Raw genomic sequence first — 26719 nt, forward strand, 5'->3', positions numbered from 1 at the left:
TCCCGACACTGCCAATCCTGCGCTGACAGGAAAGGGGCCGGAAGCAATGCGCTTCCGGCCCCTTTTTCATGCTCTCAGGTGGCGACAATTGCCGCATCTGTCCTTTTGGATGGACCTTCGGGGCGGCTCGCGCGTTAACCAAAGTGTAAGGAAATGATCGAGGAGAAACACACCATGCGTCTGCCGCATAATGCGCATCTGGCAATTGCCGACGGAAACCGCTTTGTTCTCATGCGCAATGCAGGCAGCCCCGATGAACCGCGGCTGGTTCAAGAAGCCGCGCCTGATCTTGAGGGCACCAATTTCAGCGCCGGGGTGCGCAAGCAGGATGAAGCCGGGCAACGCACCGGCAGCACCGACCTCAACGAACTCGCCTATGCCGCAGCTGTCGCCGAATGGCTGAACAAGGCGGTGCTGGAAAACCGCATCGAGAAGCTCGGCATTGCCGCCGATCCCAAGACGCTCGGAGAAATGCGGCGCCATTATCATAAATCTCTGGAAGCAGTGCTGGTCGGCGAAGAGGCCAAGACATTGACCGGAGAATCGACCGAGCGGATCGAAAAGACGCTGCTGTCCAGTTGAACTGCCTCACCCTCACGAGAGATGAAATGACCGAACCTGCGTCCACCAGAAGCACTCCGACACCACCGCGACGGCTGCCTCTGGTGGACCAGCCTGCTCCTGGAGACCTGCGGACCAAAGCGGCGTTAGCCCGTGCGCGTGGTGCAGAAATTTGCCCTGCGGTCACTGCGCTCGACCGGTGCTGTGCAGGACAGCTTCAGGCAATCGAACAATCCTATCGGCGCTTCGACCCCTTCGATACCGGGCATTATCGTGCCTTCCTGCTGGGTCAGGCGATGGCTCTTCCCGGTCTTGAAAACTCGGTCAGGGACAAGGGCTGGTCGGGGTGGAAGCCCCGGTTCGCACAACTCATGGCCGACCTTGCGGATTTCGGCATGTTCCTGCCCAAGCCGATGCTGGCGAGCCATGCGCAGGGCGCAGGCGCATGGGGCATTCAATATGCGCTCGAAACCCTGCAGGGAAGTATCCGGACAGCATTTCCGCAAGTCGCCGCCGGCATGCCGGCGCGTTATCTGAACGCCTTTGGCGACCATGACGCGCGCTGGCGGGCGTTCTGCCGCGCCTTGGCAGCAGAGGGGATCAAGGGCAACGCAGAATGGAGCGAAATGCTCGTGGATGGCGCGACAGAGGCCTTCCAGCACATGCACAGAGGCACATTGATCGTGCTGGACGACACTGCCTGAATGAAGCGGCGACGACGCGGGTGTTGTGCGTGATGGTGGCAGATGGTCAGCGCCGCGCTACGTTACAGGCGTAATCGCGGTTAAATTGGCTTTGCCGCCTCGGCTGATCTGGTACAGGAGTGCTCTTTCTTTCATCTCGCCGCGGCGAACGCTCCCAATCCCTTGTCTGACGAACGGAAATTATCATGCGTGTCCTGGTGACCGGTGCTGCCGGCTTTATCGGTGCGGCCACTGCATTCAGCCTGCTCGAGCGGGGGGACGAAGTGATAGGCATCGACAATTGCAACGATTATTACGATATCAATTTGAAGGACGCGCGGCTGCGTCACCTCCGCGAGCGTTTTTCGGATCGGTTTGTCTTCATCAAGCAGGACTTTGGCAACACCGCCGCGTTGAACGCCACGCTCGCAGATGAGGACTTTGACACGATCGTCCATTTGGGCGCGCAGGCTGGCGTACGCTACTCGCTGGAAAATCCACATGCCTATGCCCATGCCAATCTGCTTGGCCATCTCAACGTGCTGGAGATAGCGCGGCATCGTAAGATTGCGCACATGATCTACGCCAGCAGTTCCAGCGTCTATGGTGGCAACACCAAGCTGCCCTTCGAAATCGGGGACACGGTCAATCACCCGCTGTCCCTTTACGCAGCCACCAAGATTGCCGATGAATTGATGAGCGAAACCTATGCGCATCTGTATCGGCTCCCTTTAAGCGGGCTGCGGTTCTTCACCGTCTACGGACCTTGGGGCCGTCCGGACATGATGATGTGGATCTTTACCGTCCGCATCTTGAAGGGGCAGTCGATCCCGGTGTTCAACCAAGGCGAAATGTATCGCGACTTCACCTATGTCGATGATGTGGTCAAAGGGGTGCTTGCCTGCCTGGACCAGCCACCTGTCGATGATGGCGCGATCAAGGCCGGCGGCAGCACGGCGCCGCACCGGCTCTACAACATCGGCAACAACAGGTCAGAACATCTGATGAAAGTCATCGGACTGCTGGAGCAGGAGTGCGCAAGGAAGGCGCATCTGGAAATGCTGCCGATGCAGCCGGGCGATGTTCCCCGCACCTTTGCCGATATCGATGCGATCCGGGCTGATGTTGGCTATGATCCGACCACGCCGATTGAGACCGGCGTGCCCCGGTTCGTCAAATGGTTCAAGGATTACCACGCTATTTCGTGAAGTGGTCTGCCGTTAGCGTGTCAGGACCGGCAGATCTGTATCGAGCGTCAGCTCGTAAAGCAGTTCGTCGTCGCGATGGTTGCCTACCCAGAAATCGACATCCGCAATCTTGCGAAAGCCAAATCGTTGGTAGAACCGTTGTGCGCCATCATTGCCGCTCCAGACGGTCAGCTGGATGGCATCGCGGCCGTGTGCCTGAGCCTTTGCGATGGTCCAGTGCATCAGCTGCGCGCCGATACCGCGCCGCGTTGCCTGTGGCGCGGTATAAAGCTGCGCCAGCACCAGGGGAGAAGAAGCCGCGCTGTGTCCATAGGTTTCATTCAGCTTGAGCTTGCAGAAGCCAAGCAGGTCATCCCCGCCCATTGCCAGACAAAAGCGGATGCCGGGATCGTTGATTTCGCGGCTGACAACCTCGTGACTGTAGGTTTGCGCAAGAAACACGGCAAGATCGTTTGCCGCATACAGATGCCCGAACGCGGCATTGAAGCTGTCACGGCCAAGCGCAGCTAGCCTGCCGGTGTCCGCAACGGTCGCAGCTCTGAGCACGCAGTCGGGTGCAGCCGTGCTGTCGCCCTCTTGTCGGGTGCGTGGTTCAAGGCCGCGCTTCACTTCAGCGCCCCGGCAGATCGTGCCGCCGGCCATGGCAGCGGCGCTTCATCATTGAACCCATGCTGATCATGCTCCATGTGCCCTGCGGCTTATCCGATGCGCAAGCGGCGCTCGCCTGCTCCAGGCGCCATCCATTTCGGTAATGATACCTGAACAATGATACCCGGACAATGAAACAGGGCGATGACATGACTGACAACAGCTGGACAATAGCCATTCATGGCGGCGCCGGTTCTATGCGTCCCGATGCTTTTCCCAAAGAGCGGCAAGACGCCTGTAAGAAAGCGCTGGACCGGGCGCTCGACGCGGGGCGGGCGACGCTCGCAGCGGGCGGAACAGCGCTGGACGCTGTGGAGCGCGCAGTCATGGTGCTTGAGGACGATCCCTTGTTTAACGCGGCCTGTGGCGGGGTGCTTACCTTCGAGGGCAGGATCGAGATGGATGCGGCAATCATGGACGGAGCGACCCGCCAGGCGGGCGCGGTGGCAGGCTTGCTGACGACCCGCAATCCGGTCTGCGCGGCGCGTGCGGTCATGCAGCACACGCCGCACGTCCTGCTGGCAAACGAGGGTGCAAACCGCTTCGCAATGGAGCGTGGCCTGCGTCAGGAGGAACCAGCCTACTTCACTACTGCGGAACGCCACGAACAATGGCAGGAGTTTGTCGAACGAGGCGAAGGCTGGTTTGATGCCGAGCTGAAGTACGGCACGGTGGGCGCAGTGGCGCGGGACTGCGACGGTCACGTAGCGGCGGCAACCAGCACCGGTGGACTGACAGGCAAACGATGGAGCCGGGTGGGCGATTCTCCGCTCATCGGCGCAGGCACCTACGCCGATGATCGCAGCTGCGCGATTTCAGCCACGGGCACTGGCGAGGTGTTCATTCGCCTCGCCGCAGCGCATGAAATCGGGGCGCGGATGCGCTTGCTGGGCGAAACTGTGCAGGAGGCCGCCACTCATGTCATCGGCGAAGTCGGCCGCATGGAAGGCCATGGCGGCGTGATCTTTGCAAGCGCAGATGGCAGCAGCGGCTTTGTCTTCAATACGCCGGGCATGTTCAGAGCAAGAGCAGACAGCACCGGCAGTCACGAAGTTGCAATCTTTGCATGAAATTACGCTGCCCGTGCCGGCCTGCGCCGATCGATCCCCTCAGCGGCGCGCGCGCGCCTGGGGATAGGTGCCCAGCATGCGCAGATCACGAGCGAAATAGGCAAGCTCTTCCAGTGCCCGGTCGACAGGTGGCATTCCCGGGCAGCCGACGATATCGGCATAGAACTCGGTTGCTGAAAAGCCGGCGCCGTTCTGATAGCTTTCCAGCTTTGTCATGTTCACGCCATTGGTGGCAAACCCGCCCAACGCCTTGTAAAGTGCAGCGGGAATGTTGCGCACGGCAAATTTGAAGGTTGTCATTGCCGGTCCGCTGATCGTGGCAGTATCAAGCGGGTCTGTCGCAAGGATGACAAAACGCGTCATGTTGTCCGCGCCATCCTCGATATTTTCCGCTACGATCTGCAGCCCGTACAAACGCGCCGCAAGGGCAGGCGCGATGGCGGCTACGCCTGCATCGCGCTGCTGCGCAACGCTTGCCGCTGCCCCTGCTGTGTCGGCATGATCGAGCGGCACGATGCCGCGCGACCGCAGCCAGCCGCGACACTGGCCCAGCGCCTGCGGGTGGCTCATTGCCGCGCGAAACGGGCCGGGTCCAGTCGCCATCAAGATGTGGTGAATAGGCATGAAGTATTCGCCCGTGATCGCCAGCCCGGATTCCGGCAACAGGAAGTGGATGTCGGCCACTCTTCCATTGTGCGAATTTTCAATCGGAATGATCGCATGGGCCGCACGCCCTTCTTTTACAGCGTCGAGCGCGTCGGCGAACGAGAAGCATGGCAGAGGCAGACAACTATTGTCATATTGCAGCGCCGCAATGTGCGAATTGGCACCGGGCGCACCTTGAAACGCGACCGTCCGCGCGGGATTGCCCGCGGCCGCCATTGTCATTTCCTCGACCAGCGCAAGGGCGCATTCGGCATAGCTGTGCATGCCGCACCCGTTAAGGCCATGATGCGGTAAAGCCAAGATCAAACGGCGCAAAGCACTTGCCTTGATGAAGCGCTGCAATTAGAGCGTCGCGCAACCGTATGAAGCGGTGCCTGACCCAGATTGACGGATTGCCAGATGGACGACAAGTTCAATACGATTGCCGGATGGACGCTGTTTGGCGGTGTCATTGCTTTGGGACTGAGTGCCGTCAGCTCACGTGTCTTTGAAGCGGACCGGCCGGAAACCGATGAGTTTGGCTATATCATCGAAGCCGCCGAGGATGGCGGCGCGGCCGAGGAAGGACCTTCGCTTGCGGTTCTGCTCGCTTCGGCTGATCCGGTGGCGGGCGAGGCTGTGTTTGCCAAATGCACTGCTTGCCATACCATTGCGCAGGGCGGTGCCAATGGGATCGGGCCAAATCTTTATGGCGTCATGGGTCTGCCGATCGGCAAGCATGTTGCAGGCTTTGCCTATTCCAGTGCATTGTCCGGTCATGGTGGCGACTGGAACTTTGAGAATATGGATGCGTGGCTCAAGAGCCCGCGCGCCTTTGCCGACGGCACCAAGATGAGCTTTGCCGGTCTCAGCAAACCTGAGGACCGAGCCAACATCATCGCCTATCTGAACATGCAGGGATCAAACCTGCCCTACCCCGCAGTGGAAGCAGAAGCAGAATCGCCCGAAGGTGAGCCCGGAGATGGCGATACCACCGGCGTTTCGGCATCTCCGGCAGGATCGATGGGCCCGATCGACAAGGTCACGCCCGCAGCGGCCGGCGCCATGGCGCAGCCTGCGCTCAAGCCGAGCGGTGGCGACGATCCGACGGGTGATGTGGAATAGGCACTGCGCCGCTCCTGGCCGACACATCCGCGCGCGATTCAGCCACAGCAAGAACACAAACCCGATCCACAAACGGTCACGTTGCGGACTTCAACTGAGCGCCTGATCTGCTTGTGGTGAAGGCTCTCGCGCGGCTTGCCCTTTGAAACCTTGGGCAAGCACATACCATTCCGAGCTGCCTTTGCGGCTGGCGGGCGGCTTTGCGTGCTTGATCGTGGTGAAATGGCGCTTCAGCACTGTGAGCAGTTGGGTGTCCGTTCCTCCGGCGAGCACTTTTGCCACGAAAGCTCCGCCGGGACTGAGTGTGTCGACAGCAAACTGCACTGCTGCTTCTACAAGGTTCATGGTGCGCAGATGGTCGGTCTGGCGATGTCCGACCGTGTTTGCCGCCATATCCGACAGCACCAGATCCGGCGCTCCGCCCAACGCATCACTCAGCGCCTGAGGTGCAGCGTCATCCATGAAATCCATCTGCAGGATGGTCACCCCGGGTAGCGGATCGACTTCCAGCAGATCAATACCGACGATTTCCGCTCCCGGACAGCGCGCAGCGACCACCTGGCTCCACCCACCGGGAGCAATGCCAAGATCGACGATGCGCCTGCGTCCGTGCAGGACATTGAACCGTTCATCCAGTTCGACCAGCTTGTACGCGGCCCGGCTGCGGTAGCCATCGGCCTTGGCCTGCTTGACATAAGGATCGTTGATGTGCCGGGACAGCCAGCGTGCCGACGAGGCGCTTCGTTTGCGCCGATGGAGTTTCTCGCGGTCCTGTCCTGCCCTGCTCATATCTGGTCCCGTTGTTCTAAAGCGGCCGCGGGACCGGCTGCATCGCGGCGGTGTCCTCCGCTGTGCCGTGCACGCCGGCCATGAGGCCGCGCAGAATGCCTTCCCTGATGCCGCGGTCGGCAACGCCCAGCCGTTCTGCCGGCCAGAGGTCAAGGATCGTCTCCAGAATGGCACAGCCTGCGACGACCAGCTCGGACCGGTCCCGCCCGATGCAAGGCAACCGTTCGCGTTCCTGCGGCGAACTGCTCGACAGCATCGTGGCAATGGCGCGCATCGCCGCTGCCGGCACGATCAACCCGTCGACGGCGCGACGATTGTACTGCGGCAGTTGCAGGTGCAGGCTTGCCAGCGTGGTGACCGTGCCGCTCGTTCCCAAAAGCCGTGGCGAGCCGCCGGTCACCACCATGCTGCGCACGGGCGCAAGCCGCTCCGAGAACCCGGCGAAGCTGCGATGTACAGCCGCGCGCATCCGGGTATAGCGTGCGCGTCGTTCCCCGGCGCTGTCACCGCCCTTCATCGGGAAGGTTTCGTTAAGCGATACCACCCCCCAAGGCACGGACTGCCAATCGAGAATTCGCGGCACCACAGGTCCCGTTTCGATCAGGACAAGCTCGGTCGACCCGCCGCCGATGTCGAAGATCATTGCCGGCCCTTCCCCCCGTTCCAGGAGGACGTGGCAGCCCAGCACGGCCAGGCGCGCTTCTTCTTGTGAACTGATGATATCAAGCGCGATATCGGTTTCATTGCGCACCCTGTCGATGAATTCAGCGCCGTTTGCCGCCCGCCGGCACGCCTCTGTCGCCACCGACCGCGCAAGGTTGATGTTGCGGCGCCGCAGCTTGTCCGCGCACACCTGCAAGGCGGACACGGTACGGTCCATTGCTTCTGGACTGAGCCGCCCGGTGTGCGAGAGCCCCTCGCCAAGCCGCACGATCCGGCTGAACGCGTCGATCACTACGAAGTGTTCGCCAGAGGGCCGGGCAATCAGCAGCCGGCAGTTGTTGGTGCCAAGATCAATCGCTGCATAAGCCTGCCGCCCGCCCGCCGGGCGCTGGGCTGGCAATCTGCGAAACGGCGCATCCGTGCTTTTCCCCTTCAGCTCCTGCCCACGGGTCTGTTCCGGATGTGCTGCCGGCGCATTGGTGCGTTGTTCGCCGAAAGCGCGCGTAGGACACGTTGAGGCGGTGCGGCGCTCCTCTTTGCTACCTGCAGAAGCGTTGGTTGTACCCGCACCCGACCGCTGTCGATGCCTTTCCTGCGATGTCGGCGGAAAATTGTCCGCCATGACCAAACTCTTGTTATGCTGTTTCTGAACCCTGCACTTAAAGAGCAGGGACGATGTTGCCATCATGGTAACGTTTTGCGCGCTGGGTGGCAAGTTTGTGTGAAATTTCCTCGCCCTCGCCACGCAGCAGAGTGAAAGCGGGACACGGCAAACCATCGCTGCATTGCCGGACATGTGCATCTTCATTTGCGCTGGCGCAAAAGCGCGCTAAGGAACAGCGCCTTGCGCCCTTAGCTCAGCTGGATAGAGCACGAGACTTCTAATCTTGAGGCCGCTGGTTCGAATCCAGCAGGGCGCACCATCATTCCTGTTTCTGCAATTGCCTGACTGGCGTTGCGAAGCATCAGCTTGCGTAGGCAAGTCCGTCTGACTTGCCGATCGCGGCAAACGCCCGCCTGCGCAGGCGGCAGCTGTCACAGGCGCCGCACGCCTGTCCATTGGCTAGCGGGTCATAGCATGACCAACTCAGCCCCGGATCAAGGTCAAGCCGGAAGGCTTCGGCTGCGATCTGCGCCTTGGTGAGCATTTGCAGCGGCGCATGGATGTTAAACCTGGTCTTGCCGGTTCCGGCTCTGGTGGCGAGATTGGCGGTTTCCTGAAAGGACCTGATGAATTCAGGGCGGCAATCAGGATAGCCGGAATAATCAAGCGCATTGACGCCGATGAAAATGTCGGCGGCTCCCAATGTTTCGGCAAAAGCCAGCGTCAGCGAAAGGAAGACCAGATTGCGCGCCGGGACATAGGTTACCGGGATCGCATCGCCCGAAGCGGAAAGTGGCGACGCTGCCAACGTCATCCCTGCCCCATCCTTGGGAACGGCAATATCGTCAGTCAGCGCCGAGCCGCCAAATACGCCAAGATCAAGCGAGAGGAACTCGTGGCGCGTTACTCCCAAAGCCTGCGCAATCCATCGTGCACTCTGCAATTCACGTCGGTTACGCTGCCCGTAATCGATGGTGAGCGCACTCACTGCAAAACCCTGCTCTGCGGCAAGGGCGGCCGAGACCATGGAATCAAGACCACCGGACAGCAGGACCACTGCTGCCCTGCCATTGTGGCCTGCTGCATCATGATCCTTGTCGGTGCTGTCAGTCATGCACGCGCGCTACCTCTTGTGTCGCTGGCTGGAAAGTCAGCGCGCCGGCGCGTCAGTTCCAGGGGCAGCGGGTCAGATGGCAATGCAGCGGCCGGCACTGTGCTGGTCATCAGACATCGATCCTGAACAGCTTGGAGCAGAACGCGCAATCGACATGGATGTATCCGTCCGCTTCGCGCATGTCCGCGCGTTCACTGGCGGGGAAGCGGGCGAGCACCTGCGAATAATATTCCGCCGTGCAGCGGCAACCACGCTCCAGAGCTGCGCCTGTGTCAATCAGGATGCGGTCCTCTTCATGGAACAACCGCCAGATCAGCGCCTCGGCACTGATCGCCGGATCGACCAGCTCGGCATGGCGCACGCTGCCGCCCATCGTGGCGACATGCTCCCAATCGGGATGATCCATGCGGACGTGCAGGCGTTCGCGCCCCTCTTCCCCTTCGGCGACGTGCTGAATGAGCAATCCTGCAGCAATGGTGGAGCGGCCATCCGACTGGACAGCTACACGCAACAAGGTCGGGATCTGCTCTGACTGGCGGAAATAATGCTCGCAGGCCTGTGACAGGGTGTCACCACTCAGCGGCACGATGCCCTGGTACCGTTCGGCTGCCGTGTCACCATCAGTGGATGCAAGATCAAAGGTGATCGCCAGATGGGCATTGTGCCCGAAGAGATCGGAGAGGCCGATATTGGATCCGTGATTGGCCAGTTTCTCCGGATCGTGCCGGACATAACCGCGCAGTTCTCCCGCCCGATAGTCACACACCAGCAGGCTGATCGCGCCTTCGTCGTCCTGCGAACGATTGTGCGCCACTTGCGCCTGAAGCGTAAGCTGCCCCTGGTCTGCCTTGATGAGCGCACCCATCAAAGCTGTCAGCACCAGCGCTTCTGCCAGGAGGTGGCGTACAGGCGGGCTGTAGTCATGCGCACCCAGAACCTCATCGAGCACCGGGCCGAGCCGCACGAACCGGCCGCGCGCCGCGCGCTCGGGCAGGCTGAAGGCAAGGATCTGATCGAATCCGGTTTCTCCAGCCGGTCCGGCGTTGTCCAGAGTGGTCACAGGCGCCCCATTGCCCACAGCAGGATCGATTTTTGCGCGTGAATCCGGTTCTCCGCTTCATCCCAGACCCAGGATTGCGGCCCTTCGAAAACGCTTTCGCTGACCTCTTCCCCCACATGTGCAGGCAGGCAATGCAGGAACCCGGCGTCCGGCCTTGCCAAAGCCATCAGCGCGTCATCGACCTGAAACGGGCGCATCGCCGCAAGTTTTTCATGCGCCTGCTCCTGCCCCATCGACACCCAGGTGTCGGTGCATACAATATCGGCATCCTGCACCGCATCGGCGGCAGAGCGGCAAAGGACAGCCTCGCCGCCATTTTTTTTAGCGGCGGCGACCTGTCGTGCGTCAGGCTCGAACCCTTCAGGAACAGCAAAACGCACCGTGAACTTCATCACGCCAGCCGCTTCGATGATCGAGTTCAGCACATTATTGCCGTCGCCCAGCCAGGCAATCTGCAAGCCGGGAAGCGATTTGCCATGTTCGACTATGGTGAGAAGATCGGCAACGATCTGGCAGGGGTGCAGATCGTCGGTGAGGCCATTTATCACCGGCACGCTTGCATGATGCGCCATTGCCTCGACCTTGGCATGATCATCGGTGCGGATCATGATGGCGTCGACCATCCGCGACAACACGCGTGCGGTATCGGCAATCGATTCGCCGCGGCCCAACTGCATTGCGCCTGCCTCCATGATAAGGGACGACCCGCCAAGCTGCCGCATGGCCATGTCAAACGAGACGCGCGTCCGGGTCGAGCTCTTTTCGAAGATCATGGCCAGCGTGTGGCCGGCCAGTGGAGCATCGTGATCGGCTTGCCCTTTCGTCCACCCCTTGCGCCGGCCCTTGCGATCGATGGCATCGCCAATCATGCCGGCAATGGCATCGCCGCCGGCATCGGACAGGCTGGTGAAATGGCGCAGCGGCTGCGACCGGGACTGGCTGGCGGACGCGCTCACGGGTGGTAATCCGACGCACCGGCGGAGAGTTTCTCCATGAACTCTTCTATGTGCGCATCCTCGATTACCAGTGGCGGCAGCAGGCGCACGACATTTTCGCCCGCCGCTACGGTCAGGAGACCGTGATTGTCACGCAGATGCACGACGAACGGCCTGCTCTCCGTGTGCATCTGCAGACCCAGCATCAGGCCAAGCCCGCGAACTTCGATAAAGAGGTCGGGATGGTTGCCGATAAACTGTTCAAGGCGCGAACGCAGCCGTGCGCTCATGTCGCGCACATGCTCAAGAAAATCCTCTTTGGTAACCTGATCCAGAACAGCAGTGCCTGCTGCCATGGCAAGCGGATTGCCGCCGTAGGTGCTGCCATGCGTGCCGAAAGTCATGCCGCGTGCAGCCTTTTGCGTCGCGAGACACGCGCCCAGCGGGAAGCCGCCACCAATCCCCTTGGCAGTGGCAAGGATGTCCGGTGTTATGCCGAACTGTTCATAAGCGTACAGCATGCCGGTGCGCGCGACTCCGCATTGCACCTCATCAAGGATCAGCATCAGATCATGCTCATCGGCAAGGTCGCGCAGGCCTTGCATGAACTCCTTGCTGGCAAGGCGGATACCACCCTCGCCCTGCAAGGGTTCGACCAGAAAGGCTGCCGTGTGAGGACCGATTGCTTGGCGCGCCGCATCAAGATCATTGAACTCGACATAGCGAAAGCCCGGCAGCAGCGGGCGAAATCCATCATGCATCTTGGTCTGATTGGACGCACTGATCGTGCCCATCGTCCGGCCATGAAACGCCATGTTGAACGTGATGATCTCGAACCGCTCATCCGAACCTTGCGACTGGTGATAGGCGCGGGCTGTTTTCATGGCAGTTTCCACAGCCTCGGCGCCCGAATTGGTGAAGAACACCGTGTCAGCAAAGGTGTGATCGACAAGCTGACGCGCGAGACGCTCCCCTTGCGGGCTGCCATAAAGGTTCGACACGTGCATCAGCGTCGCTGCCTGCTCCTGTATGGCGGTAATCAGGCCCTGATTGGAATGGCCGAGCAGGTTGACTGCAATACCGCTGGCAAAGTCGAGGAACCGACGTCCGTCTTCGGAGATGAGATGACAATTGTCGCCGCGCACCGGACGCACGTCGCACCGGGGGTAGACCGGCATCAGGGGGGTTATGCTCATGACCGAAGTTTTCATCCTCTTTCCTCTGCGCCGACTGGCATCTGCTTCGACTGGCATCTGCTTCGACTGGCATCTGCTTCGACTGGTACCTGCACGGACCGGCAATCGCGCTGACCGGAACGAATGGCATATGCGTGCGCAATTCCATCATGCAACAGCTTGCCGAACGCAAAACGGCAGATGGCGGCACCCTGCAAGGTGCCGCCATCTTTGAATTCGCAAATGCGTCGCTGGACAGGGCCGAACCGCCTCGTCCTGTTCGTCTCAGCTTTGCAGCGGGACCAGATTGACAGCAGAATATTTGCCGCGCCGGTCAACTTCGACATCGAACTCAAGCCTGTCACCCTCGTTCAGTTCGCGAAGGCCGGACCGCTCCACTGCGCTGATATGCACAAAAGCATCCTGCTCGCCATCATCACGTGTGATGAAGCCAAAGCCTTTCATGGAATTGAAGAACTTGACAGTGCCCGATGCCTTGTCGCCGGTAAGCTGCCGCTGCGGTGCGCCGCCTGCAGAACCACCAGAACCGCCGGGACCACCTGCATCACGTCGCGGCGGACCTTCGCTTGGCGGCACGACATCGCCAACAATCTGAATGTCACTGGCCGAAACCTTGCCGCCCCTGTCGACGAGGTTGAATTGCAGTTCCTGCCCCTCGCCCAATCCGTCGAGACCGGCACGTTCGACCGCGCTGATGTGGATGAACACGTCTTCGCCGCCATCATTGCGCTGAATGAAGCCAAAGCCTTTCTGCGCATTGAAGAACTTGACCGTGCCCTGGCCTGTGCCGACCACCTGGGGCGGCATTCGTCCGCCACCACCGCCACCTCCGCCGCCGCCGGAGCGGAAGCCGCCGCCGCCGCCGCCGCCGCCGCCGCGGTCCTGGCCGAAGCCGCCGCGGTCGCCGTAACCACGTTCCTGGCCGAATCCGCCACGGTCATTGCCGCCGAAGCCGCCGCGATCCGCACCGCGGTCGTTGCCGAACCGGCTGCCCGAGGAGAAGGGGTCGTAGCTGTCTTCGCCAAAACCCTCGCGCTTGTCGCGACCCCTGCCGCGCCGACCTTTATCAAAACCCATAAACCTGAAACTATCCCAAATACTCGCCCTGTGCACCGTCGTATCGGCGTGAGGACGATTCATGCCGAACAACCAAATTCCATCTGCCGGGGGCGCGCCATTGCGCCATAGGCAAAAGAATTCCCTCTTACCATTCTACGAATATCGCAATTTTGCGACAATAGCGAATGATTTGCGTTCGATGGGCGCATTTTCAGACCGTCTGGCCGCGTAGCAGCAGGCAAGCCCGGCAGGCCGGGCCGCAGCTTGCAGGTTTTGTATCGGGTCGCAGGGCCCGCTTTTATTTTCCTACTGCGGGACGCGCGTGTCTGCTGACAGGTCCTTCCGTCGATGGAGCGAAACTGCCATGCCCATTCTCAACGCCCTTATCGGTCCTGTCGCCAACATCATAGACAAGGTCATTCCCGACCCGGACGCGCGGGATCGCGCGAAACTCGAACTGCTCAAGCAGGAAACCGATCAGGCGCTTCGCCTCGCCGAATCGCAGCTATCGGCGATCGTCAGCGAAGCGGAATCGAGCGACCGGTGGACCAGTCGCGCCCGGCCCGGCTTTCTTTACGTCATGTATATCATGATCCTGTTTGCCATTCCGATGGGTGTCATCGGTGCCTTCAGACCCGATACCGCCAAAGCTATCGCGTTGGGGATGAACAGCTATCTCAATGGCTTGCCGGAATCGCTCTATGCATTGTTCGGAACAGGCTACCTTGGCTACACCGCCGCGCGTCAGTGGGGCAAAGTGAAGGGCGTGGAGAAATAGCGCGACTTGCTACGGGCGGTGCAAACCGGCACCGCCCCTTGCTCTTGCCTGAAAACCTTTGCATAGCGCAACGCTTTGCAGCCGAAGTTTCAGCAAGGAACATTCATGGGCGACCCGACATCCGGCCCGAACGATGCCAAGTCGAACAATAACAGCATGAACATCGACAGCGCGATGGTGCGTCAACTGGCCGACATGCTGATTGAAACCAGCCTCACCGAGATTGAAGTCGAAGATGGCGTGCGCAAGATCCGCGTGTCGCGCGCAGCGCCTGCTGGCATGCACGTCGGCCTTGCAGCTGCCGCGCCAGCCGCCTACCCGACGGCCGCACCTGCCGATGCCGCCGCAGCGTCAGCCGACGTTTCGCAAGGCAATTCTTCTCCTGCCGGCGCAGCTTCAACCGCATCTGCCATGGTCGATGCTGGCCAGACCGATCCTGCGAACACGGTCAGATCGCCAATGGTGGGCACAGCCTATCTTTCGCCCGAGCCTGGCGCTCCGGCGTTCATCACTGTCGGGCAGCAGGTCACGGCCGGAGAGACCCTGCTGATCGTGGAGGCGATGAAGGTGATGAATGCCATTCCTGCACCAAAATCCGGCACTGTCAGCAAGATCATCGTAGGTGATGCGGAACCGGTCGAGTTCGATCAGCCGCTGATCGTGGTTGCGTGACGGGTCAAGGCGGCAGCGTTTCGGGCACCCGGGCCTGACTCATCTACATCTAAGGGTTCGATAATGGCGATTACCCGCATATTGATCGCAAATCGCGGAGAGATCGCGCTGCGCGTGCATCGAGCCGCCCAGGAAATGGGTATTCAGACAGTGGCGGTGCATTCCACTGCTGATGCAGATGCCATGCATGTGCGGCTTGCCGATCAAGCGATCTGCATCGGACCGCCTGCGGCTGCAGGAAGCTATCTCAACATGGCCGCCATCATCGCTGCGGCCGAAATCAGCGGCGCGGATGCGATCCATCCCGGCTATGGCTTCTTGTCCGAGAACGCCAAATTCGCCGAGATTGTCGAAACGCATGAAATTGTGTGGATCGGGCCAAAGCCTGAACATATCCGCACGATGGGCGACAAGGTTGCGGCCAAGCGCACGGCAGGCGCGCTGGGCCTCCCGCTGGTACCGGGCAGCGACGGCGCGGTTGAATCGCCACAAGAGGCGCTGCGGCTGGCAGAAGACATTGGCTATCCTGTCATAATAAAGGCGGCTTCTGGTGGTGGCGGGCGCGGCATGAAGGTCGTGAACAACGCCGATGAGCTGCCGACCCTGATGAGCCAGGCCAGATCCGAAGCAAGCTCGGCCTTTGGTGACGATACGGTTTATATCGAGAAATATCTGGGCAATCCGCGTCACATCGAGTTCCAGATTTTTGGCGATGGCAAGGGGAACGCCATTCATCTGGGCGAGCGGGACTGCTCCTTGCAGCGTCGCCACCAGAAGGTACTCGAAGAAGCGCCGTCGCCAGTCATAACGCCCGCTGAACGGGAGCGGATGGGCATGATCTGCGCCGATGCCATGGCGCAGATGGGCTATCGCGGCGCCGGCACGATCGAGTTCCTGTGGGAAGACGGCAAGTTCTACTTCATCGAGATGAACACGCGCCTGCAGGTAGAGCATCCGGTGACAGAAGCGATCACCGGTGTCGATCTGGTGCGTGAACAGATCCGCATCGCAGCCGGCGAACCGCTATCGGTGCAACAGGACGAAGTGCGCTTCCAGGGACATGCGATCGAATGCCGCATCAATGCAGAAGATGCGCGTACCTTTGTGCCCTCTCCAGGCCTGGTGACCAGCTATCATGCCGCCGGCGGGATGCATGTGCGGGTCGACAGCGGGTTATACGCCGGATACCGGATCCCGCCCTATTACGACTCTATGATCGCCAAGCTCATCGTGTACGGCCGCACGCGTGAAGGGTGCATCATGCGCCTGAAACGCGCACTTGGCGAGATGGTGATCGAGGGAGTGAATACGACCACGCCGCTGCATGAGGCGCTGATTCGCCAGGATGATTTCCTGAGCGGCGATTACACCATCAAATGGCTGGAAGAATGGATGGACCGGCGCGTCGATTGATCGTGCACCTCCGCCATCTTCGCCCCTGATAACGGCGGCATGGTGCGGAAAAAAGGTCCGATCCGTTGATCAAGCCAGCAAACCTTAAAGCTGAACAACTGGTCACGGCCCGCGGACTCCCATTGGCAGCGCCAGTCTTGCCTGCCTATGGTGCGGACAGGAGCGGGCGGACAAGAGCGACAAGAATTCTGATGTTTTCCGGTGCAATCCCTTTGACGTATAAGGTCCAGAAGCGCCAGCGCTCTGCAGTTCGGGCAGCGGTCCGTCAGCCGCAATCGCCGGATCGCCGGCAAGGTCATAGCTGACGCGGGAACGGCGGGCGGCAGGGCAGTCTCTGCAGGTAGCTTGTCAGGTCGCCCTGCGCTGAAGGCTGCAACGACTGACCTCCGCGCTGAAGTGATCAAAGCTGCCCTGTGTATTTCCCCGTGGGGGCTCCCATGCTGACAGGCACGGCCCGCTGCTTGGGGCGAGACCGCAGCAGCACACGACGATTTCAGCGCCAGCCGCTCTGCCCTGAGCAGGACCAGATGTGGTGTGTTCAGCAAGCAGCAACCCGGCTCTTCGCCAAACAAATGTATCACATTGCAACATGGCGTTCAGGACCGTCGCATTAGCGCGTAAGCCCGGCCAAGGACAAGGAAGCAAGCGACTTTGACCGTCTATTCCCCCTTCCTTGGCGCGGATTGGCTTAAAAATGTTGCCTACGGCCGTGTTTGGTCATTCCGTTCGCAAAGGTTGCCAACATGATCCGCATCAGCTTCATCATGCCAACTTTCAACCGTGCAGCGTTGATCACCCATTCCATCGAGTCGGTTTTGCAGCAGATGGGTCCGCAAGATGAGCTGCTCGTCGTCGATGACGGCTCCACTGACAGCACGGCACACCATGTGCGGCGCGTTGCCGAGGCCGCAAAATTAAAGAATTTGAAGGTGCGCTATCACCGTCAGGCCAATGCGGGCAAATCGGTGGCGCTTAACACCGCGCTGGCCATGACGACCGGACGCTATGTATGCATCTGCGATGACGATGATCTGTTCCGGCCGGGCGCTGTAGAGGTTCTTGTCAACGCCCTGGAGCAAGGCGATGCCGGTGTGGCTTTCGGCCGCTACACCCGCTTCGTCGAGAAGAACGGGCACGTTCGCGATCTGGGCACCGGATACTGGCCGGAGCTTCAAACAGGCTCTGTATCGCGCCACCTGCTCGAAGATGCGTTCATCATGCACAATGCCGCTCTGGTACGGCGAAGCGCCTATGAGAAGGTCGGACCGTTCGATGAAGCGTTGCTGCGCTCGCAGGATTACGACATGTTCCTGCGGCTTGTGCTGCAGGTGCCCACGATCTTTGTCGACGAATTGATCTTCGAACAAAGAAAGCACGGTGGCGCTCGCGGCCCTGCCCGCGTGAGGCATGCCGCCGGTAGCTCCAACCAGGTATGGAGCACCTATGACCGCCGCATCTTCGCCAGGCTGCACAAGGCGCTGCCATTGTCTTTTTACGAAGCCATGTTTGACGCCGAATGTCCGCAAATCCGCCGGCGTACGGCATTGCTGCAACGGGCGTGCGTCATGGGGCGCCATGACATGTGGTCCCACGCCATGGACGATCTGGAAGCTGCGGCCGCGATCCTGCCTTTGTCTCCGCTGCTGCCGCTGGAGCGGACCATCTGCCACCGTGCAGTGGCAGGCAAGCACGGCTTCACCGGGGCAGTCGCACCCGACATCGGCCTTCGCCTGAGGGCGCTTAACCATACCGGCGGAGAAGCGGCCCGAATGATTGTCTACGAGCTGGTGCGTGGAACTTTCTGGCGCTTCCGACAGGCTGACCTTCAGCCCAAGATCGATGCGCTGAGACTTGCCCGCTTTGCCTATGACGTTCCCATGCTGTCTCGCTTCAGCTGGGAAAGATTCAGACGCCGCCGCAACATCATGCGCGACAGGCAGGTGCTCGACAGCTTGAAATTGATCGAACATCCGGATCTGGCGCCGGTCGGTCCGCTGTGGCATCCGCGTACGACAATCAAGGCAGCGTAGCATATTGCCTGACGCTGGCTCAGCCGTATGCCCCAGCCGTTTTTCAGAAAGTGACGATGATGCCTGCCTCTCATCCCATGGCAAGAACGATGGACGGGCCGCAACCGGCGCAGGTGGGCTTCATCACCATGGCGTTCGGCGCTGACAAATATTTTGCGCAGGCAGAGACGCTTGCCCGATCTTTGCGTCGGCACATGCCCGGCTACGCCATCGCGATCGTCACTGACCGCGCCGATGCCGGGCCGCTGTTCGACATTACCGTGCCCATGGACCCGGTGGACATCGCGGGAACGGTCCTCAAGACCGACCTTTACCGCTACTCACCTTTTGCAGAAACCCTGTTCATCGATTCCGACTGCGTTGTAGCACGTGATTTCACACCTCAGCTTCAGCAGATCCGCGCGCATGACTTCACCCCCGTTGTCGGACGTTATCTGAGCCGCGGCGATCAGGACCTGTGGATCAGGGATGTCGGCGCAGCGATCGAGAAGGTGGGCGGCACGAAATTTCCCAAGTTTAACGGCGGCGTCTATTTCTGGCGCAAGAGCCCGTTTGCACAGGAAGTGTTCCGCCGCGCCATCGCCATCCGCGCGCGGGCAGACGAGCTTGGCATCCTCGACTTCGACAGATCCGGTCCAGGGGAGGAAACACTGATCGGACTGGCGCTGTCGCAGATGCACGTTATCGACCTTTATGACGATGGCGGCATGCTGATGCGCACACCGCTCAATTCGACAGGTCCTGTCCACCTCGATGTGATTGGCGGCGCATGCCGGTTTATCAAGGAAGGGGAAGAGGTAACTCCGGCGATCTGCCATTTTTGCGGCGAATGGATCGATCATCCCGCTTATCTGATCGCGCAGCATGAATTGCTGCGCGGGCAGCGCTTGCCTGAGCATCGGCGGCTACGCACGCGTCTGGCGTATCGTAGCGCCCGTTTTGCCCAGCGCATTCGTTCCAAGATTAGACGGACATGGCTGAAAACGACAAAAATGGAACGGACAGCGGCAGAAAAAATGCCGATTGCGTGACATGAAGATCCTGTTCGTCAACACACATTATTTTCTCCCGCAATCCCGTGGCGGCATGGCCAACACGCTGGACCAGCTATGCCGCGGTCTCGCCGATCGGGGACACACGCCCGGCGTCCTGTGCGCCTTTCTCGGGTCGCGGGACATGTTCGGGCTTGCAACCCGTGCGCGAATAAAGGTCGCGGCAATGGCAACCGGGATCGGGGCCGCACATGATGCAGCATTATCGTACCCGGTGTGGCGCGCGTGGCATCCGGTCGATGTGCTGCCTGCACTGGCTGGACGCGAACAGCCCGACATCATTGTCGCCATGGGCGGCAAGGTGGTGCAGGTGATCGACGCTGCCCGGCAGACCGGCATCCCGCTATTGACCCAAGTGCATGACGTGGAATTCGATTGGCACGGCGGCGATTTTGCGCACATTGCCGACGTTCCTGTGGTGGCCAATTCGCAGTTCACCGCCGATGCTTATCGCACAGCCTTCGGGGTTGACGCGCAGGTGATCTACCCCTTCATGCCGCTCGATCAATATCGCACTGACACGCACCGACGTGTGGTCACCTTCGTCAATCCGCTGCTGCGCAAGGGTTTCCGGCTGGGAGTGGAGATCGCGGCCCTCTGCCCCGAACTCCCCTTTCACTTCGTAGGCGCCATTCCCGATGTCGACGAGACAGGGCGCGAGCTTGACAGGGGCATGCTGGCCTTGCCCAATCTGACGGTCGAGCCGTTTCGTGGCGACATGCGGGACGTCTATGCCCAAACCCGGGTGCTGCTCGCCCCCAGCCAGTGGAATGAAGCATACGGCCGCGTCATCAACGAGGCACAGGTCAGCGGCATCCCCGTGCTTGCATCGACGCGGGGCGGCATTCCGGAAGCCGCGCAGGACGGGGGCATATTGCTGCCCGCTGATGCGCCTGCCGAACGATGGGCCACAGCGCTTCGCCGCATGTGGAACGATGAGACCCTGTATGCCGACCTCTGCGCCAAGGCCGTGCATTCGGCATCACGCCCGCAATTGCAGGCCGAAACGCAGCTGGATCAGCATGAATGCGCGTTGGAAGCCGCGATCAACGACCACCGCGCCGCACATCTGTCTGGCTGTCAGCTTCCAGCATAGATGCGGTCCAGCGCTTCGGCTGTTTCGGCAATCTGCCAGACGGCGGGGTCGAAGCCGGCATCATGACCGAGCCGCAGCGCCCAGGTCGCGGCAGCACGTCCGCCCCAGTCGTCAGGCGGTGCGACCACCTGTTCGGTGTGCGTGCCGCGGTGATGCCACGCGCCGAAATCGTAGAAGCTGCCGCCAATGTTGTGCAGCGTCACGCCGCCCTTGGTGCCATAGAAAGCGGCCTTGATGGCGGCATCGCTGCCAACCGGCAGTCGCCACGAACAGGCAAGCTGCACGCTTGCTCCACTCGCAAGATCGAGCCGGGCAATTGCATGATCCTCCACTTCCGTCGCGTTGGGCAGGAGCCTTCGGCCTCCCGCATGAAGGCTGGAGGCAGCAGCGGTAACCTGCGGAAAATCAAGCAGCCACAGTGCCAGGTCAACCAGGTGCACACCCAGATCGATGAGACAGCCACCGCCCGATTGCGTGCGGTCGTAGAACCACGGTTTGTCCGGCCCATATGCATTGTGGAAGGTAAGATCGACCGCGAATATCTCGCCAAGCGCACCATCGCGGATCAGGCCGGCCAGCGCCTGCGCCGCAGCCGTCAGCCGGTAGGACATGTCCACGCCCAGAAGCCTGTCCGCACGCTGGGCAGCGGCAACGACGGCGCGGGTCTCCCCTGCGTTGCGGCCAAGCGGCTTTTGACAGAACACCGCCACGCCGCGGTCCAACACTGCCAGCGCCTGCTCTGCATGCAGCGCGCTTGGTGTGGCGATGACCAGCCCGTCAGGATTGCTGTCAAGCATGGCGGCCAGATCGCCAAATGCCTGTGCACCGGGCGCAAGTGCCCTGGCTTGCGCCATGCCATCGGCGGATGGCTCGACAATCCCGCAAGCGTCGATCCCGCCGGTGGCGATCATCGCCTCCATCCGGTGCCGCCCGATCCAGCCGGTGCCAAGAAAGCCGACGCGCGGGCGGATCATCCAAACATCACCAGCGCTTTTACAAATCCGTCCGGCTTGTCGCGCGTGGCATCGAGCGCTTCGTCCAGCCGCTCCAGCGGGTAGATGTGCGTATAAAGCGGCGCTGTATCCAGCCGCCCGCTGGCCACGGCTGCGATCGCCTCGTGCAGCCCCTGCAACTGCACGGCGGGATCGCGCTCATGTGCATTGATGACATCGATGCCTTTCCAGTTCCACATCTGCATGTTGACCTGGCGGGGTGCGTCCTGATGATACCCGGCGATGACCAGCCTGCCGCCGGTAGCAACAAGTTCGCCGGCCAGATCGAGCGGCCATTGCAAGCCCACGCATTCGATTACCCGGTCGCACAGCGCGCCATCGGTCAAGGCTTCCACCGCACCGATGATGCCATGATGATCGTGCATCGGCACCGTTTCGGCAGCGCCATATCGCGTCGCCAGCGCGAGCGATTCCGGGCGGCGGGAAATTGCGATTACCCGCGCGCCGGCCGCACTGGCGAGGCGGGTCAGCACCGCCCCCAGAAAGCCGATGCCGATGATCGCCACCGTCTGGCCGGCACGGATATCGCTGCGCCGAAAGATGTTGAAGGCGCAGGCGAGCGGCTCACCTGCAAACGGCTGGCCAGCCAACGCATCGGGCAGCTTGGCCACCATGGCTGCGTCGGTCACGTCCATCTCTGCATAGGCTTTGGTACCCAGCGTCGCCACCCGTTCGCCAGCCACAAAGCTTGTCACGTTCGACCCGACCTTGTCGATGACGCCCCAGCCCTCGTGCCCCAGATCGCCGGGCGGGGTGGGGAACTGCATCCATTCAGGCCCGCTCCACGGAGTGAGATTGGAAGCGCAGACGCCGCACCCCTCCAGCCTGATGCGCACTTCGCCCTCGCGCGGCTCAGGCGGCGCCACATCGGCAATGGTCAATGCCTGCGGCCCGGTAAGCACCGCTGCTTTCATGCTCCTGGTCATGCCGCTTTGCTCAACTGGTCGAGCACCCTTCTTTGTTCAATCGCCTGAAGCTCTGGATCGTCCACCTGAAGATTTTCGACACTTGCCAGATTGTCCCCACGCTTGCGATTGAGCGGAGGCTCCAACGCTTCGATCAACAATGCTTCAAACGCTGCGATAAGACGATCCGCGCTGCCATGCACCGAAACTGCTTCCAGCGTACCATCGGCATTGACAGACCTCAGCCCGAACCACGAAAAACGATCCCATCGGCCGCTCAGCCGATCGGCAGTGTGGGCCTTCAATCGCTGGTGCAGCGCCTCACTTGCTCGTCCCACGTAAACAGTGCGGTCACGATCATGCAGCAGATACACACCGATCTGGTCGGCAAAATCGACTTGCGAAGCACCCGGCCCCTGCCTTCCCAACAGGCGCGGCTTTGCGTTCCAGACGACAGCGTTGCGGTTCCAGAACATGCCAAATGCCGTCAACAGACCAGTTTCCGCAACGTCCGGCGATACTGATGGCTGTTTGTTGCCTTCTTTCTGAAGCGCTGCTTTCAACATGTATTCGCCAGGGGCAACCCGTTCAAACGGCGTGTCCGGCAGCTTCAACGAAACACTGAGCTTCGCCGATACGGTCTGGTGCGGCGTTGCACCAAGGTTCGTGCGATAACCTGCAGCAATGATCCGTTCGGCGATCTCCAGATAGTGCAATGCACCGTCAGCTTCTTCCATGACGCGCTTGATGGCGTCATCCCACTTCATCTTCATGCAACTTCAGCGTGGATGAAATTTTCAAGCAGGCTCCAGGCCTCATCGTCGGTCATCTGTTCGGGCGGATGCTTGCAGAAATAAGCAGCGGCGGCATCGATCGGCCCGGCCAACCCACGATCCTGCGCCAGCTTTGCACAGCGGATCATGTCGATGGCAACCCCGGCCGAATTGGGGCTGTCCTCCACCGACAGGCGCAGTTCAAGGTTCATCGGCACGCCGCCGAACAACCGCCCCTCCATGCGCAGGAAGCACACCTTGTTGTCGTTCTGCCACGCGACGTAATCGGAAGGACCGACGTGGATGTTCTCATCCTGCAACCGCGCCGCCGCCACCGATTGCACCGCTTCTGTCTTGGATTCCTTCTTAGATGCCAACCGACTGCGTTCCAGCATGTTGAGGAAGTCGGTGTTACCGCCCGTGTTGAGCTGATAGGTGCGGTCAAGCTTCACGCCGCGCTTGCGGAACAGGTCAGTCAGCACGCGGTGCACGATGGTCGCACCAAGCTGCGCCTTGATATCGTCGCCGATGATGGGCACGCCCGCATCGCGAAACCGGTCCGCCCAGACAGGATCGCTGGCAATGAATACGGGAATGTTGTTGACGAAGGCCACCCCTGCCTCCAGCGCGCATTCGGCGTAGAACTCGGTTGCCTGCTGCGACCCGACGGGCAGGTAATTCATCAGCACGTCGGCGCCGGTTTCACGCAGCACGGCAACCACCGCGGCCTTGTCCGGCTGGGGCAGGTCGGCGACGCGGAAACTGCGGTCGTCGGGAAATCCGTCCATGTGGTCGGCCACGCCATCAAGCACGTGGCCCATGCGCACAGTGGCACCCGTTGGCTCCACCCGGTCGCAGAACACCGTGGTGCAATTGGGCTTGGCGAAGATCGCCTCGGCAACGTCGGTCCCGACCTTGCGCCGGTCGATGTCCCATGCGGCACACACATGGATGTCGTCGGGTTCATACCCGCCAAGATCGCGGTGCATCAACCCCGTCGTATCATTCGCGCCGGCCCGGTAATGCGCCAGCCCCTGCACCAGCGAGCTGGCGCAATTGCCGACGCCGACCAGCGCGACCTTGATCTGTTTTTCAGCGGATGCGGGCATGTCGGCGGTCCTTGTTCACGCTTGCGCCGGCAGCCTGCCGGACACCGCCTGCGCCGGTGCATAACGCTCGATCATCCAGGCGCAGAAATCGGCGAATTGCTGCGGGTCTTTGGCACAGCTGGTGTGATGCCCCTCCACGCCCAGATGCTCGGGCGTGAAGCAGAACGTCACCAGCACTTCGAAATCCTGCAACGCTTCCATTTGCCGGTCGAACCAGCCCAAGGCATCAGGCCGGAACGAATCTGCCCAGGACAGGCCGGTGCGCAGTTTCTTAACGCCCAGCCGTTTCATCCACGCAACCGCATCGTCAAGCCGCGGGTCCTGATAATGGAACCATTGCATCAGGCCCATCTTGTCCGCATGGCGCGCATAATGATCGAGCGCGAGCTTCGGCGTGCCGTCCTCGCGGATCAACCCCATGTAAAAATGGCGGTAATAGCTTGATCCTTCCGCCTCCCGGTGGCGGGTTTCCGCACCCCAGCTTTGCGGCAGGTCGAACAGTGAATACCAATAAACGTTAGGCACGCGCCCGATCAGCAACTCTGCGGTGCGGTCGACGCCGAAAACCTGCACCTCCTCGGCACCGAACGAGCCGACGCCAACTTCGGTTGCCCAGATCGGCTTGTCGGGCACGACCGCCTCTATTTCGGCGATCCGGTCGGGCCAGGAATGGATCGGCCACAGGTTCCAGTCGAGCGGAAAGCCATGCACCGCCACCACATCGACGGCATCGAGCGCGCCTGCCTTGCGCATCCGTTCGAGCCAGTGCGGATCGATCGGCGACATGCCGCCCAGCACGCGGGTGATGGCGGGGTTTACCGCCTGGATCGCCCCGCCTGCGCGGATCACCGTATCGGCATAGATCGACCAGTCGGGGTCAAGCTCCGGGTTCCAGTGCGATTTGTTGTTGGGTTCGTTCCAGATCATCGCCGCTTCGATCATGCGCCGGCTCCTGTCGCGGGATAGACCGCGGCTGGCCCGCCATCGGCGTAAGGCACCGGCGCAATGCGGCACAGATAGACTTCGCTTTCGGGCTGCGCCTCGATGGTAAAGCCGGCGCTGCGCAGCATGGCCTGGCTGCAGGCGGCATTGGGCGCCCACCAATTGGTCCAGTCATGCGCAAACTCGCGTTCGATGAAGTGCATCTTCGGATAGCCGGGATCATTGAAATATTCGGGCGGATCGAACGTGCCGGGTTTGTGGAACGGGTGATCAGCCGGCACGTCGGCCACATTATCGCTGCCCTGCTGCATTGTCTGGAACAGCATCATGTCGCCAGCCACATGTTCGCGCACCAGGTCGAGCGCCAGCAGCGGATGGCGAAGATGATAAAGCACGCCCATGAAAATCACGAGATCGAACTTTTCGCCCAGCGCGCCCACGTCATAGACCGAATGGTTGCGGTATTCGATGTCACCAAACCCAAGCGCGTCGGAGGCCAGCCGCGCCTGCGCCAGATAGCGGTCGTCGCTGTCGATGCCCAGCACGCGCCCGGCGCCGCGCCGCTTCATCTCGATCGCGTAGAACCCGGCATTGCAGCCAATGTCCAGCACCGACCCGCCCGCAAGGTCGGCCGGCAGCGCATCGGCGAAGCGGCGGAACTTGAACCCCGGATAATCGCCGAGGAAATGGTCGGGCGCGGTGTGGACGCCATGACCAAGGTCCATGTTCTGAAACCATGGGGCCAGCGCGGCCACTGACCGGCGCAGATCCTGCGCCTGGGTGCTCTCCTCGGTCTGCGTGCTATCCCGCGTCGCGCTCTGCGCTGCCTGACCTGCGCTCATCCTGCCTCCTCATTCATGCTCATGACCCGTGCCCCCCAATCGCCAACGACGACGCGGCTGATCGAGGCGGGGTTGATATCGAAGCGCAGCACATGGTCAAGCGGCAGTCCAAGAATGCCGGCAATGGCAGCACGGATAACGTCGCAATGCGACACCATTGCGATGACTTGCCCTGCATGTCGCAAGGCGGTTTCGCGCAAATGCGCCATGACCCTGCCCTGCACCCCGGTCATCGCTTCCCCACCTGGCGGGATTGCGACTGCGCGCGCGCTGTTCCAGTGCTGCCAGCCAGCATCATCCTCAAGATCGGCAAAATTGCGCCCCGTCCAACCGCCGAAGTCGATCTCTTGCAGCCCGTCCATGATTGCGGTTCCGGTGCCGCAGCGGCGAGCCAACGCATCGGCGGTCTGCCGCGCCCGCAGGAGTGGGCTTGACTGGACGACATCCAGCCCTGCACTGCTCAGCCGCTCGGCAAGCGCCTCTGCCTGTGCCAGTCCTTGTTCGGACAAGGCCAGGTCGGGCGTGCGGCCGGACAGCACCCGTCCCAATTGCCCATGCGCGGCGTGACGGATCAGCAGGACGGTCGCGGTGCCGGTAATCTTGCGCCTCCCTCATCCCTGCCCTGGGCCATGCATGGTGCTCCTGGCCGTAGTGTTGAAGCCTGCGCCGACCGGGCGCTGCATGTCGGGGTCGGGCGTAGCTTCTACAAAGCGCGAACACAACGCCCGATCGGC

At 61.2% G+C, this 26719-nt stretch carries 27 protein-coding genes and 1 tRNA gene; 12 read left to right on the plus strand and 16 right to left on the minus strand.

Annotation, left to right across the window (positions count from 1 at the left end):
- The first annotated feature begins 153 nt into the window (after nucleotides 1-153).
- The 3 genes from RM533_RS06415 to RM533_RS06425 all read left to right on the plus strand — a co-directional run bounded on the left by RM533_RS06415 (nucleotide 154) and on the right by RM533_RS06425 (nucleotide 2452).
- Nucleotides 154-582 (plus strand): baeRF12 domain-containing protein, encoded by a 429-nt coding sequence (locus RM533_RS06415; RefSeq protein ID WP_311340376.1) that lies wholly within the window; start codon nucleotides 154-156, stop codon nucleotides 580-582.
- A 26-nt stretch (nucleotides 583-608) separates the two neighbouring features.
- Nucleotides 609-1265, plus strand: a complete 657-nt coding sequence (locus RM533_RS06420; protein ID WP_311340377.1) for a hypothetical protein — start codon at nucleotides 609-611, stop codon at nucleotides 1263-1265.
- Nucleotides 1266-1450: 185 nt separating this feature from the next.
- Nucleotides 1451-2452 (plus strand): GDP-mannose 4,6-dehydratase, encoded by a 1002-nt coding sequence (locus RM533_RS06425; protein ID WP_311340378.1) that lies wholly within the window; start codon nucleotides 1451-1453, stop codon nucleotides 2450-2452.
- A 12-nt stretch (nucleotides 2453-2464) separates the two neighbouring features.
- Here RM533_RS06425 and RM533_RS06430 read toward each other — a convergent pair whose 3' ends face one another.
- Complete coding sequence (locus RM533_RS06430) at nucleotides 2465-3094, minus strand: GNAT family N-acetyltransferase (protein ID WP_311340379.1); 630 nt, start codon at nucleotides 3092-3094, stop codon at nucleotides 2465-2467.
- 137 nt (nucleotides 3095-3231) lie between these two features.
- Here RM533_RS06430 and RM533_RS06435 point away from each other — a divergent pair, with 137 nt between their 5' ends.
- Nucleotides 3232-4170: an isoaspartyl peptidase/L-asparaginase family protein gene (locus tag RM533_RS06435; RefSeq protein WP_311340380.1), complete on the plus strand. Its 939-nt coding sequence runs from the start codon at nucleotides 3232-3234 to the stop codon at nucleotides 4168-4170.
- A 39-nt stretch (nucleotides 4171-4209) separates the two neighbouring features.
- Here RM533_RS06435 and RM533_RS06440 read toward each other — a convergent pair whose 3' ends face one another.
- Complete coding sequence (locus RM533_RS06440) at nucleotides 4210-5100, minus strand: prephenate dehydratase (protein ID WP_311340381.1); 891 nt, start codon at nucleotides 5098-5100, stop codon at nucleotides 4210-4212.
- A 135-nt stretch (nucleotides 5101-5235) separates the two neighbouring features.
- Here RM533_RS06440 and RM533_RS06445 point away from each other — a divergent pair, with 135 nt between their 5' ends.
- Entirely contained in the window at nucleotides 5236-5940 is a 705-nt protein-coding gene (locus RM533_RS06445) for a c-type cytochrome (protein WP_311340382.1), read from the plus strand.
- 90 nt (nucleotides 5941-6030) lie between these two features.
- Here RM533_RS06445 and RM533_RS06450 read toward each other — a convergent pair whose 3' ends face one another.
- Both RM533_RS06450 and RM533_RS06455 read right to left on the minus strand, forming a co-directional pair.
- Nucleotides 6031-6729 (minus strand): RlmE family RNA methyltransferase, encoded by a 699-nt coding sequence (locus RM533_RS06450; RefSeq protein ID WP_311340383.1) that lies wholly within the window; start codon nucleotides 6727-6729, stop codon nucleotides 6031-6033.
- Nucleotides 6730-6745: 16 nt separating this feature from the next.
- Entirely contained in the window at nucleotides 6746-8014 is a 1269-nt protein-coding gene (locus RM533_RS06455) for a Ppx/GppA phosphatase family protein (protein ID WP_311340384.1), read from the minus strand.
- Between the two features lie 224 nt (nucleotides 8015-8238).
- Between RM533_RS06455 and RM533_RS06460 the strand changes: the two genes are divergently transcribed.
- A tRNA-Arg gene (locus tag RM533_RS06460) sits at nucleotides 8239-8315 on the plus strand.
- A 42-nt stretch (nucleotides 8316-8357) separates the two neighbouring features.
- Here RM533_RS06460 and queC read toward each other — a convergent pair.
- From queC to RM533_RS06485, 5 genes are all read right to left on the minus strand, one after another.
- Complete coding sequence (gene queC / locus RM533_RS06465) at nucleotides 8358-9110, minus strand: 7-cyano-7-deazaguanine synthase QueC (protein ID WP_311340385.1); 753 nt, start codon at nucleotides 9108-9110, stop codon at nucleotides 8358-8360.
- Nucleotides 9111-9219: 109 nt separating this feature from the next.
- On the minus strand, nucleotides 9220-10161 hold the full coding sequence (gene hslO / locus RM533_RS06470; protein WP_432265042.1) for an Hsp33 family molecular chaperone HslO: 942 nt from the start codon (nucleotides 10159-10161) through the stop codon (nucleotides 9220-9222).
- 5 nt (nucleotides 10162-10166) lie between these two features.
- The gene (gene argF, locus RM533_RS06475; protein WP_432265043.1) at nucleotides 10167-11039 is read right to left on the minus strand and encodes an ornithine carbamoyltransferase; all 873 of its coding nucleotides are present in this window, start codon (nucleotides 11037-11039) and stop codon (nucleotides 10167-10169) included.
- Between the two features lie 83 nt (nucleotides 11040-11122).
- A complete protein-coding gene (locus RM533_RS06480) occupies nucleotides 11123-12301 on the minus strand; it encodes an aspartate aminotransferase family protein (protein ID WP_311340429.1) in 1179 nt (392 codons plus the stop codon).
- A gap of 264 nt (nucleotides 12302-12565) precedes the next feature.
- Nucleotides 12566-13378: a cold-shock protein gene (locus RM533_RS06485; RefSeq protein ID WP_311340388.1), complete on the minus strand. Its 813-nt coding sequence runs from the start codon at nucleotides 13376-13378 to the stop codon at nucleotides 12566-12568.
- A 346-nt stretch (nucleotides 13379-13724) separates the two neighbouring features.
- Here RM533_RS06485 and RM533_RS06490 point away from each other — a divergent pair, with 346 nt between their 5' ends.
- The 6 genes from RM533_RS06490 to RM533_RS06515 all read left to right on the plus strand — a co-directional run bounded on the left by RM533_RS06490 (nucleotide 13725) and on the right by RM533_RS06515 (nucleotide 20401).
- On the plus strand, nucleotides 13725-14138 hold the full coding sequence (locus RM533_RS06490) for a holin family protein (protein ID WP_311340389.1): 414 nt from the start codon (nucleotides 13725-13727) through the stop codon (nucleotides 14136-14138).
- A 105-nt stretch (nucleotides 14139-14243) separates the two neighbouring features.
- Nucleotides 14244-14810 carry an acetyl-CoA carboxylase biotin carboxyl carrier protein gene (accB, locus tag RM533_RS06495; RefSeq protein WP_311340390.1) on the plus strand — a complete coding sequence of 189 codons (567 nt, stop codon included), beginning with the start codon at nucleotides 14244-14246 and terminating at the stop codon, nucleotides 14808-14810.
- A gap of 63 nt (nucleotides 14811-14873) precedes the next feature.
- Nucleotides 14874-16223, plus strand: a complete 1350-nt coding sequence (gene accC, locus RM533_RS06500; RefSeq protein WP_311340391.1) for an acetyl-CoA carboxylase biotin carboxylase subunit — start codon at nucleotides 14874-14876, stop codon at nucleotides 16221-16223.
- A 743-nt stretch (nucleotides 16224-16966) separates the two neighbouring features.
- Nucleotides 16967-18253 (plus strand): glycosyltransferase family 2 protein, encoded by a 1287-nt coding sequence (locus RM533_RS06505; protein WP_311340392.1) that lies wholly within the window; start codon nucleotides 16967-16969, stop codon nucleotides 18251-18253.
- 77 nt (nucleotides 18254-18330) lie between these two features.
- Nucleotides 18331-19284, plus strand: coding sequence for a hypothetical protein (locus RM533_RS06510; protein WP_311340393.1), 954 nt, complete (start codon nucleotides 18331-18333; stop codon nucleotides 19282-19284).
- Between the two features lies 1 nt (nucleotide 19285).
- Nucleotides 19286-20401, plus strand: a complete 1116-nt coding sequence (locus RM533_RS06515) for a glycosyltransferase (protein ID WP_311340394.1) — start codon at nucleotides 19286-19288, stop codon at nucleotides 20399-20401.
- On the opposite strand, the gene RM533_RS06520 is transcribed toward RM533_RS06515, so the two are convergent.
- From RM533_RS06520 to RM533_RS06550, 7 genes are read right to left on the minus strand one after another with little or no spacing between them, the layout of a single operon-like run.
- Complete coding sequence (locus RM533_RS06520; RefSeq protein ID WP_311340395.1) at nucleotides 20386-21375, minus strand: Gfo/Idh/MocA family protein; 990 nt, start codon at nucleotides 21373-21375, stop codon at nucleotides 20386-20388. The two genes, RM533_RS06515 and RM533_RS06520, sit on opposite strands and share 16 nt — an antisense overlap.
- Nucleotides 21372-22340, minus strand: coding sequence for an MDR/zinc-dependent alcohol dehydrogenase-like family protein (locus RM533_RS06525; protein WP_311340396.1), 969 nt, complete (start codon nucleotides 22338-22340; stop codon nucleotides 21372-21374). The genes RM533_RS06520 and RM533_RS06525 overlap by 4 nt, the downstream gene beginning before the upstream one ends.
- Nucleotides 22337-23092, minus strand: coding sequence for an HTH domain-containing protein (locus RM533_RS06530; RefSeq protein ID WP_311340397.1), 756 nt, complete (start codon nucleotides 23090-23092; stop codon nucleotides 22337-22339). The genes RM533_RS06525 and RM533_RS06530 overlap by 4 nt, the downstream gene beginning before the upstream one ends.
- Nucleotides 23089-24201, minus strand: a complete 1113-nt coding sequence (locus tag RM533_RS06535) for an inositol-3-phosphate synthase (RefSeq protein ID WP_311340398.1) — start codon at nucleotides 24199-24201, stop codon at nucleotides 23089-23091. Before RM533_RS06535 ends, RM533_RS06530 begins: the two co-directional genes overlap by 4 nt.
- 15 nt (nucleotides 24202-24216) lie before the next feature.
- Nucleotides 24217-25143: a glycosyl hydrolase gene (locus RM533_RS06540; protein ID WP_311340399.1), complete on the minus strand. Its 927-nt coding sequence runs from the start codon at nucleotides 25141-25143 to the stop codon at nucleotides 24217-24219.
- Nucleotides 25140-25985, minus strand: coding sequence for a TIGR04290 family methyltransferase (locus RM533_RS06545; protein ID WP_311340400.1), 846 nt, complete (start codon nucleotides 25983-25985; stop codon nucleotides 25140-25142). Before RM533_RS06545 ends, RM533_RS06540 begins: the two co-directional genes overlap by 4 nt.
- Complete coding sequence (locus RM533_RS06550) at nucleotides 25982-26584, minus strand: histidine phosphatase family protein (RefSeq protein WP_311340430.1); 603 nt, start codon at nucleotides 26582-26584, stop codon at nucleotides 25982-25984. Before RM533_RS06550 ends, RM533_RS06545 begins: the two co-directional genes overlap by 4 nt.
- Nucleotides 26585-26719: the final 135 nt, after the last annotated feature.

Origin of the sequence: Croceicoccus esteveae, assembly GCF_031846435.1 — a bacterium.
Taxonomy (GTDB): Bacteria; Pseudomonadota; Alphaproteobacteria; order Sphingomonadales; family Sphingomonadaceae; genus Croceicoccus; species Croceicoccus esteveae.

Excerpts from the sequence above, each read along its gene's own strand:
- RM533_RS06415 (WP_311340376.1), top strand. The coding sequence starts at position 154 with ATGATCGAGGAGAAACACACCATGCGTCTGCCGCATAATGCGCATCTG.
- RM533_RS06420 (WP_311340377.1), top strand. The coding sequence starts at position 609 with ATGACCGAACCTGCGTCCACCAGAAGCACTCCGACACCACCGCGACGG.
- RM533_RS06425 (WP_311340378.1), top strand. The coding sequence starts at position 1,451 with ATGCGTGTCCTGGTGACCGGTGCTGCCGGCTTTATCGGTGCGGCCACT.
- RM533_RS06430 (WP_311340379.1), bottom strand. The coding sequence starts at position 3,094 with ATGGCCGGCGGCACGATCTGCCGGGGCGCTGAAGTGAAGCGCGGCCTT.
- RM533_RS06435 (WP_311340380.1), top strand. The coding sequence starts at position 3,232 with ATGAAACAGGGCGATGACATGACTGACAACAGCTGGACAATAGCCATT.
- RM533_RS06440 (WP_311340381.1), bottom strand. The coding sequence starts at position 5,100 with ATGCACAGCTATGCCGAATGCGCCCTTGCGCTGGTCGAGGAAATGACA.
- RM533_RS06445 (WP_311340382.1), top strand. The coding sequence starts at position 5,236 with ATGGACGACAAGTTCAATACGATTGCCGGATGGACGCTGTTTGGCGGT.
- RM533_RS06450 (WP_311340383.1), bottom strand. The coding sequence starts at position 6,729 with ATGAGCAGGGCAGGACAGGACCGCGAGAAACTCCATCGGCGCAAACGA.
- RM533_RS06455 (WP_311340384.1), bottom strand. The coding sequence starts at position 8,014 with ATGGCGGACAATTTTCCGCCGACATCGCAGGAAAGGCATCGACAGCGG.
- queC (WP_311340385.1), bottom strand. The coding sequence starts at position 9,110 with ATGACTGACAGCACCGACAAGGATCATGATGCAGCAGGCCACAATGGC.
- argF (WP_432265043.1), bottom strand. The coding sequence starts at position 11,039 with ATGATTGGCGATGCCATCGATCGCAAGGGCCGGCGCAAGGGGTGGACG.
- RM533_RS06480 (WP_311340429.1), bottom strand. The coding sequence starts at position 12,301 with ATGAGCATAACCCCCCTGATGCCGGTCTACCCCCGGTGCGACGTGCGT.
- RM533_RS06485 (WP_311340388.1), bottom strand. The coding sequence starts at position 13,378 with ATGGGTTTTGATAAAGGTCGGCGCGGCAGGGGTCGCGACAAGCGCGAG.
- RM533_RS06490 (WP_311340389.1), top strand. The coding sequence starts at position 13,725 with ATGCCCATTCTCAACGCCCTTATCGGTCCTGTCGCCAACATCATAGAC.
- accB (WP_311340390.1), top strand. The coding sequence starts at position 14,244 with ATGGGCGACCCGACATCCGGCCCGAACGATGCCAAGTCGAACAATAAC.
- accC (WP_311340391.1), top strand. The coding sequence starts at position 14,874 with ATGGCGATTACCCGCATATTGATCGCAAATCGCGGAGAGATCGCGCTG.
- RM533_RS06505 (WP_311340392.1), top strand. The coding sequence starts at position 16,967 with ATGATCCGCATCAGCTTCATCATGCCAACTTTCAACCGTGCAGCGTTG.
- RM533_RS06510 (WP_311340393.1), top strand. The coding sequence starts at position 18,331 with ATGGCAAGAACGATGGACGGGCCGCAACCGGCGCAGGTGGGCTTCATC.
- RM533_RS06515 (WP_311340394.1), top strand. The coding sequence starts at position 19,286 with ATGAAGATCCTGTTCGTCAACACACATTATTTTCTCCCGCAATCCCGT.
- RM533_RS06520 (WP_311340395.1), bottom strand. The coding sequence starts at position 21,375 with ATGATCCGCCCGCGCGTCGGCTTTCTTGGCACCGGCTGGATCGGGCGG.
- RM533_RS06525 (WP_311340396.1), bottom strand. The coding sequence starts at position 22,340 with ATGACCAGGAGCATGAAAGCAGCGGTGCTTACCGGGCCGCAGGCATTG.
- RM533_RS06530 (WP_311340397.1), bottom strand. The coding sequence starts at position 23,092 with ATGAAGATGAAGTGGGATGACGCCATCAAGCGCGTCATGGAAGAAGCT.
- RM533_RS06535 (WP_311340398.1), bottom strand. The coding sequence starts at position 24,201 with ATGCCCGCATCCGCTGAAAAACAGATCAAGGTCGCGCTGGTCGGCGTC.
- RM533_RS06540 (WP_311340399.1), bottom strand. The coding sequence starts at position 25,143 with ATGATCGAAGCGGCGATGATCTGGAACGAACCCAACAACAAATCGCAC.
- RM533_RS06545 (WP_311340400.1), bottom strand. The coding sequence starts at position 25,985 with ATGAGCGCAGGTCAGGCAGCGCAGAGCGCGACGCGGGATAGCACGCAG.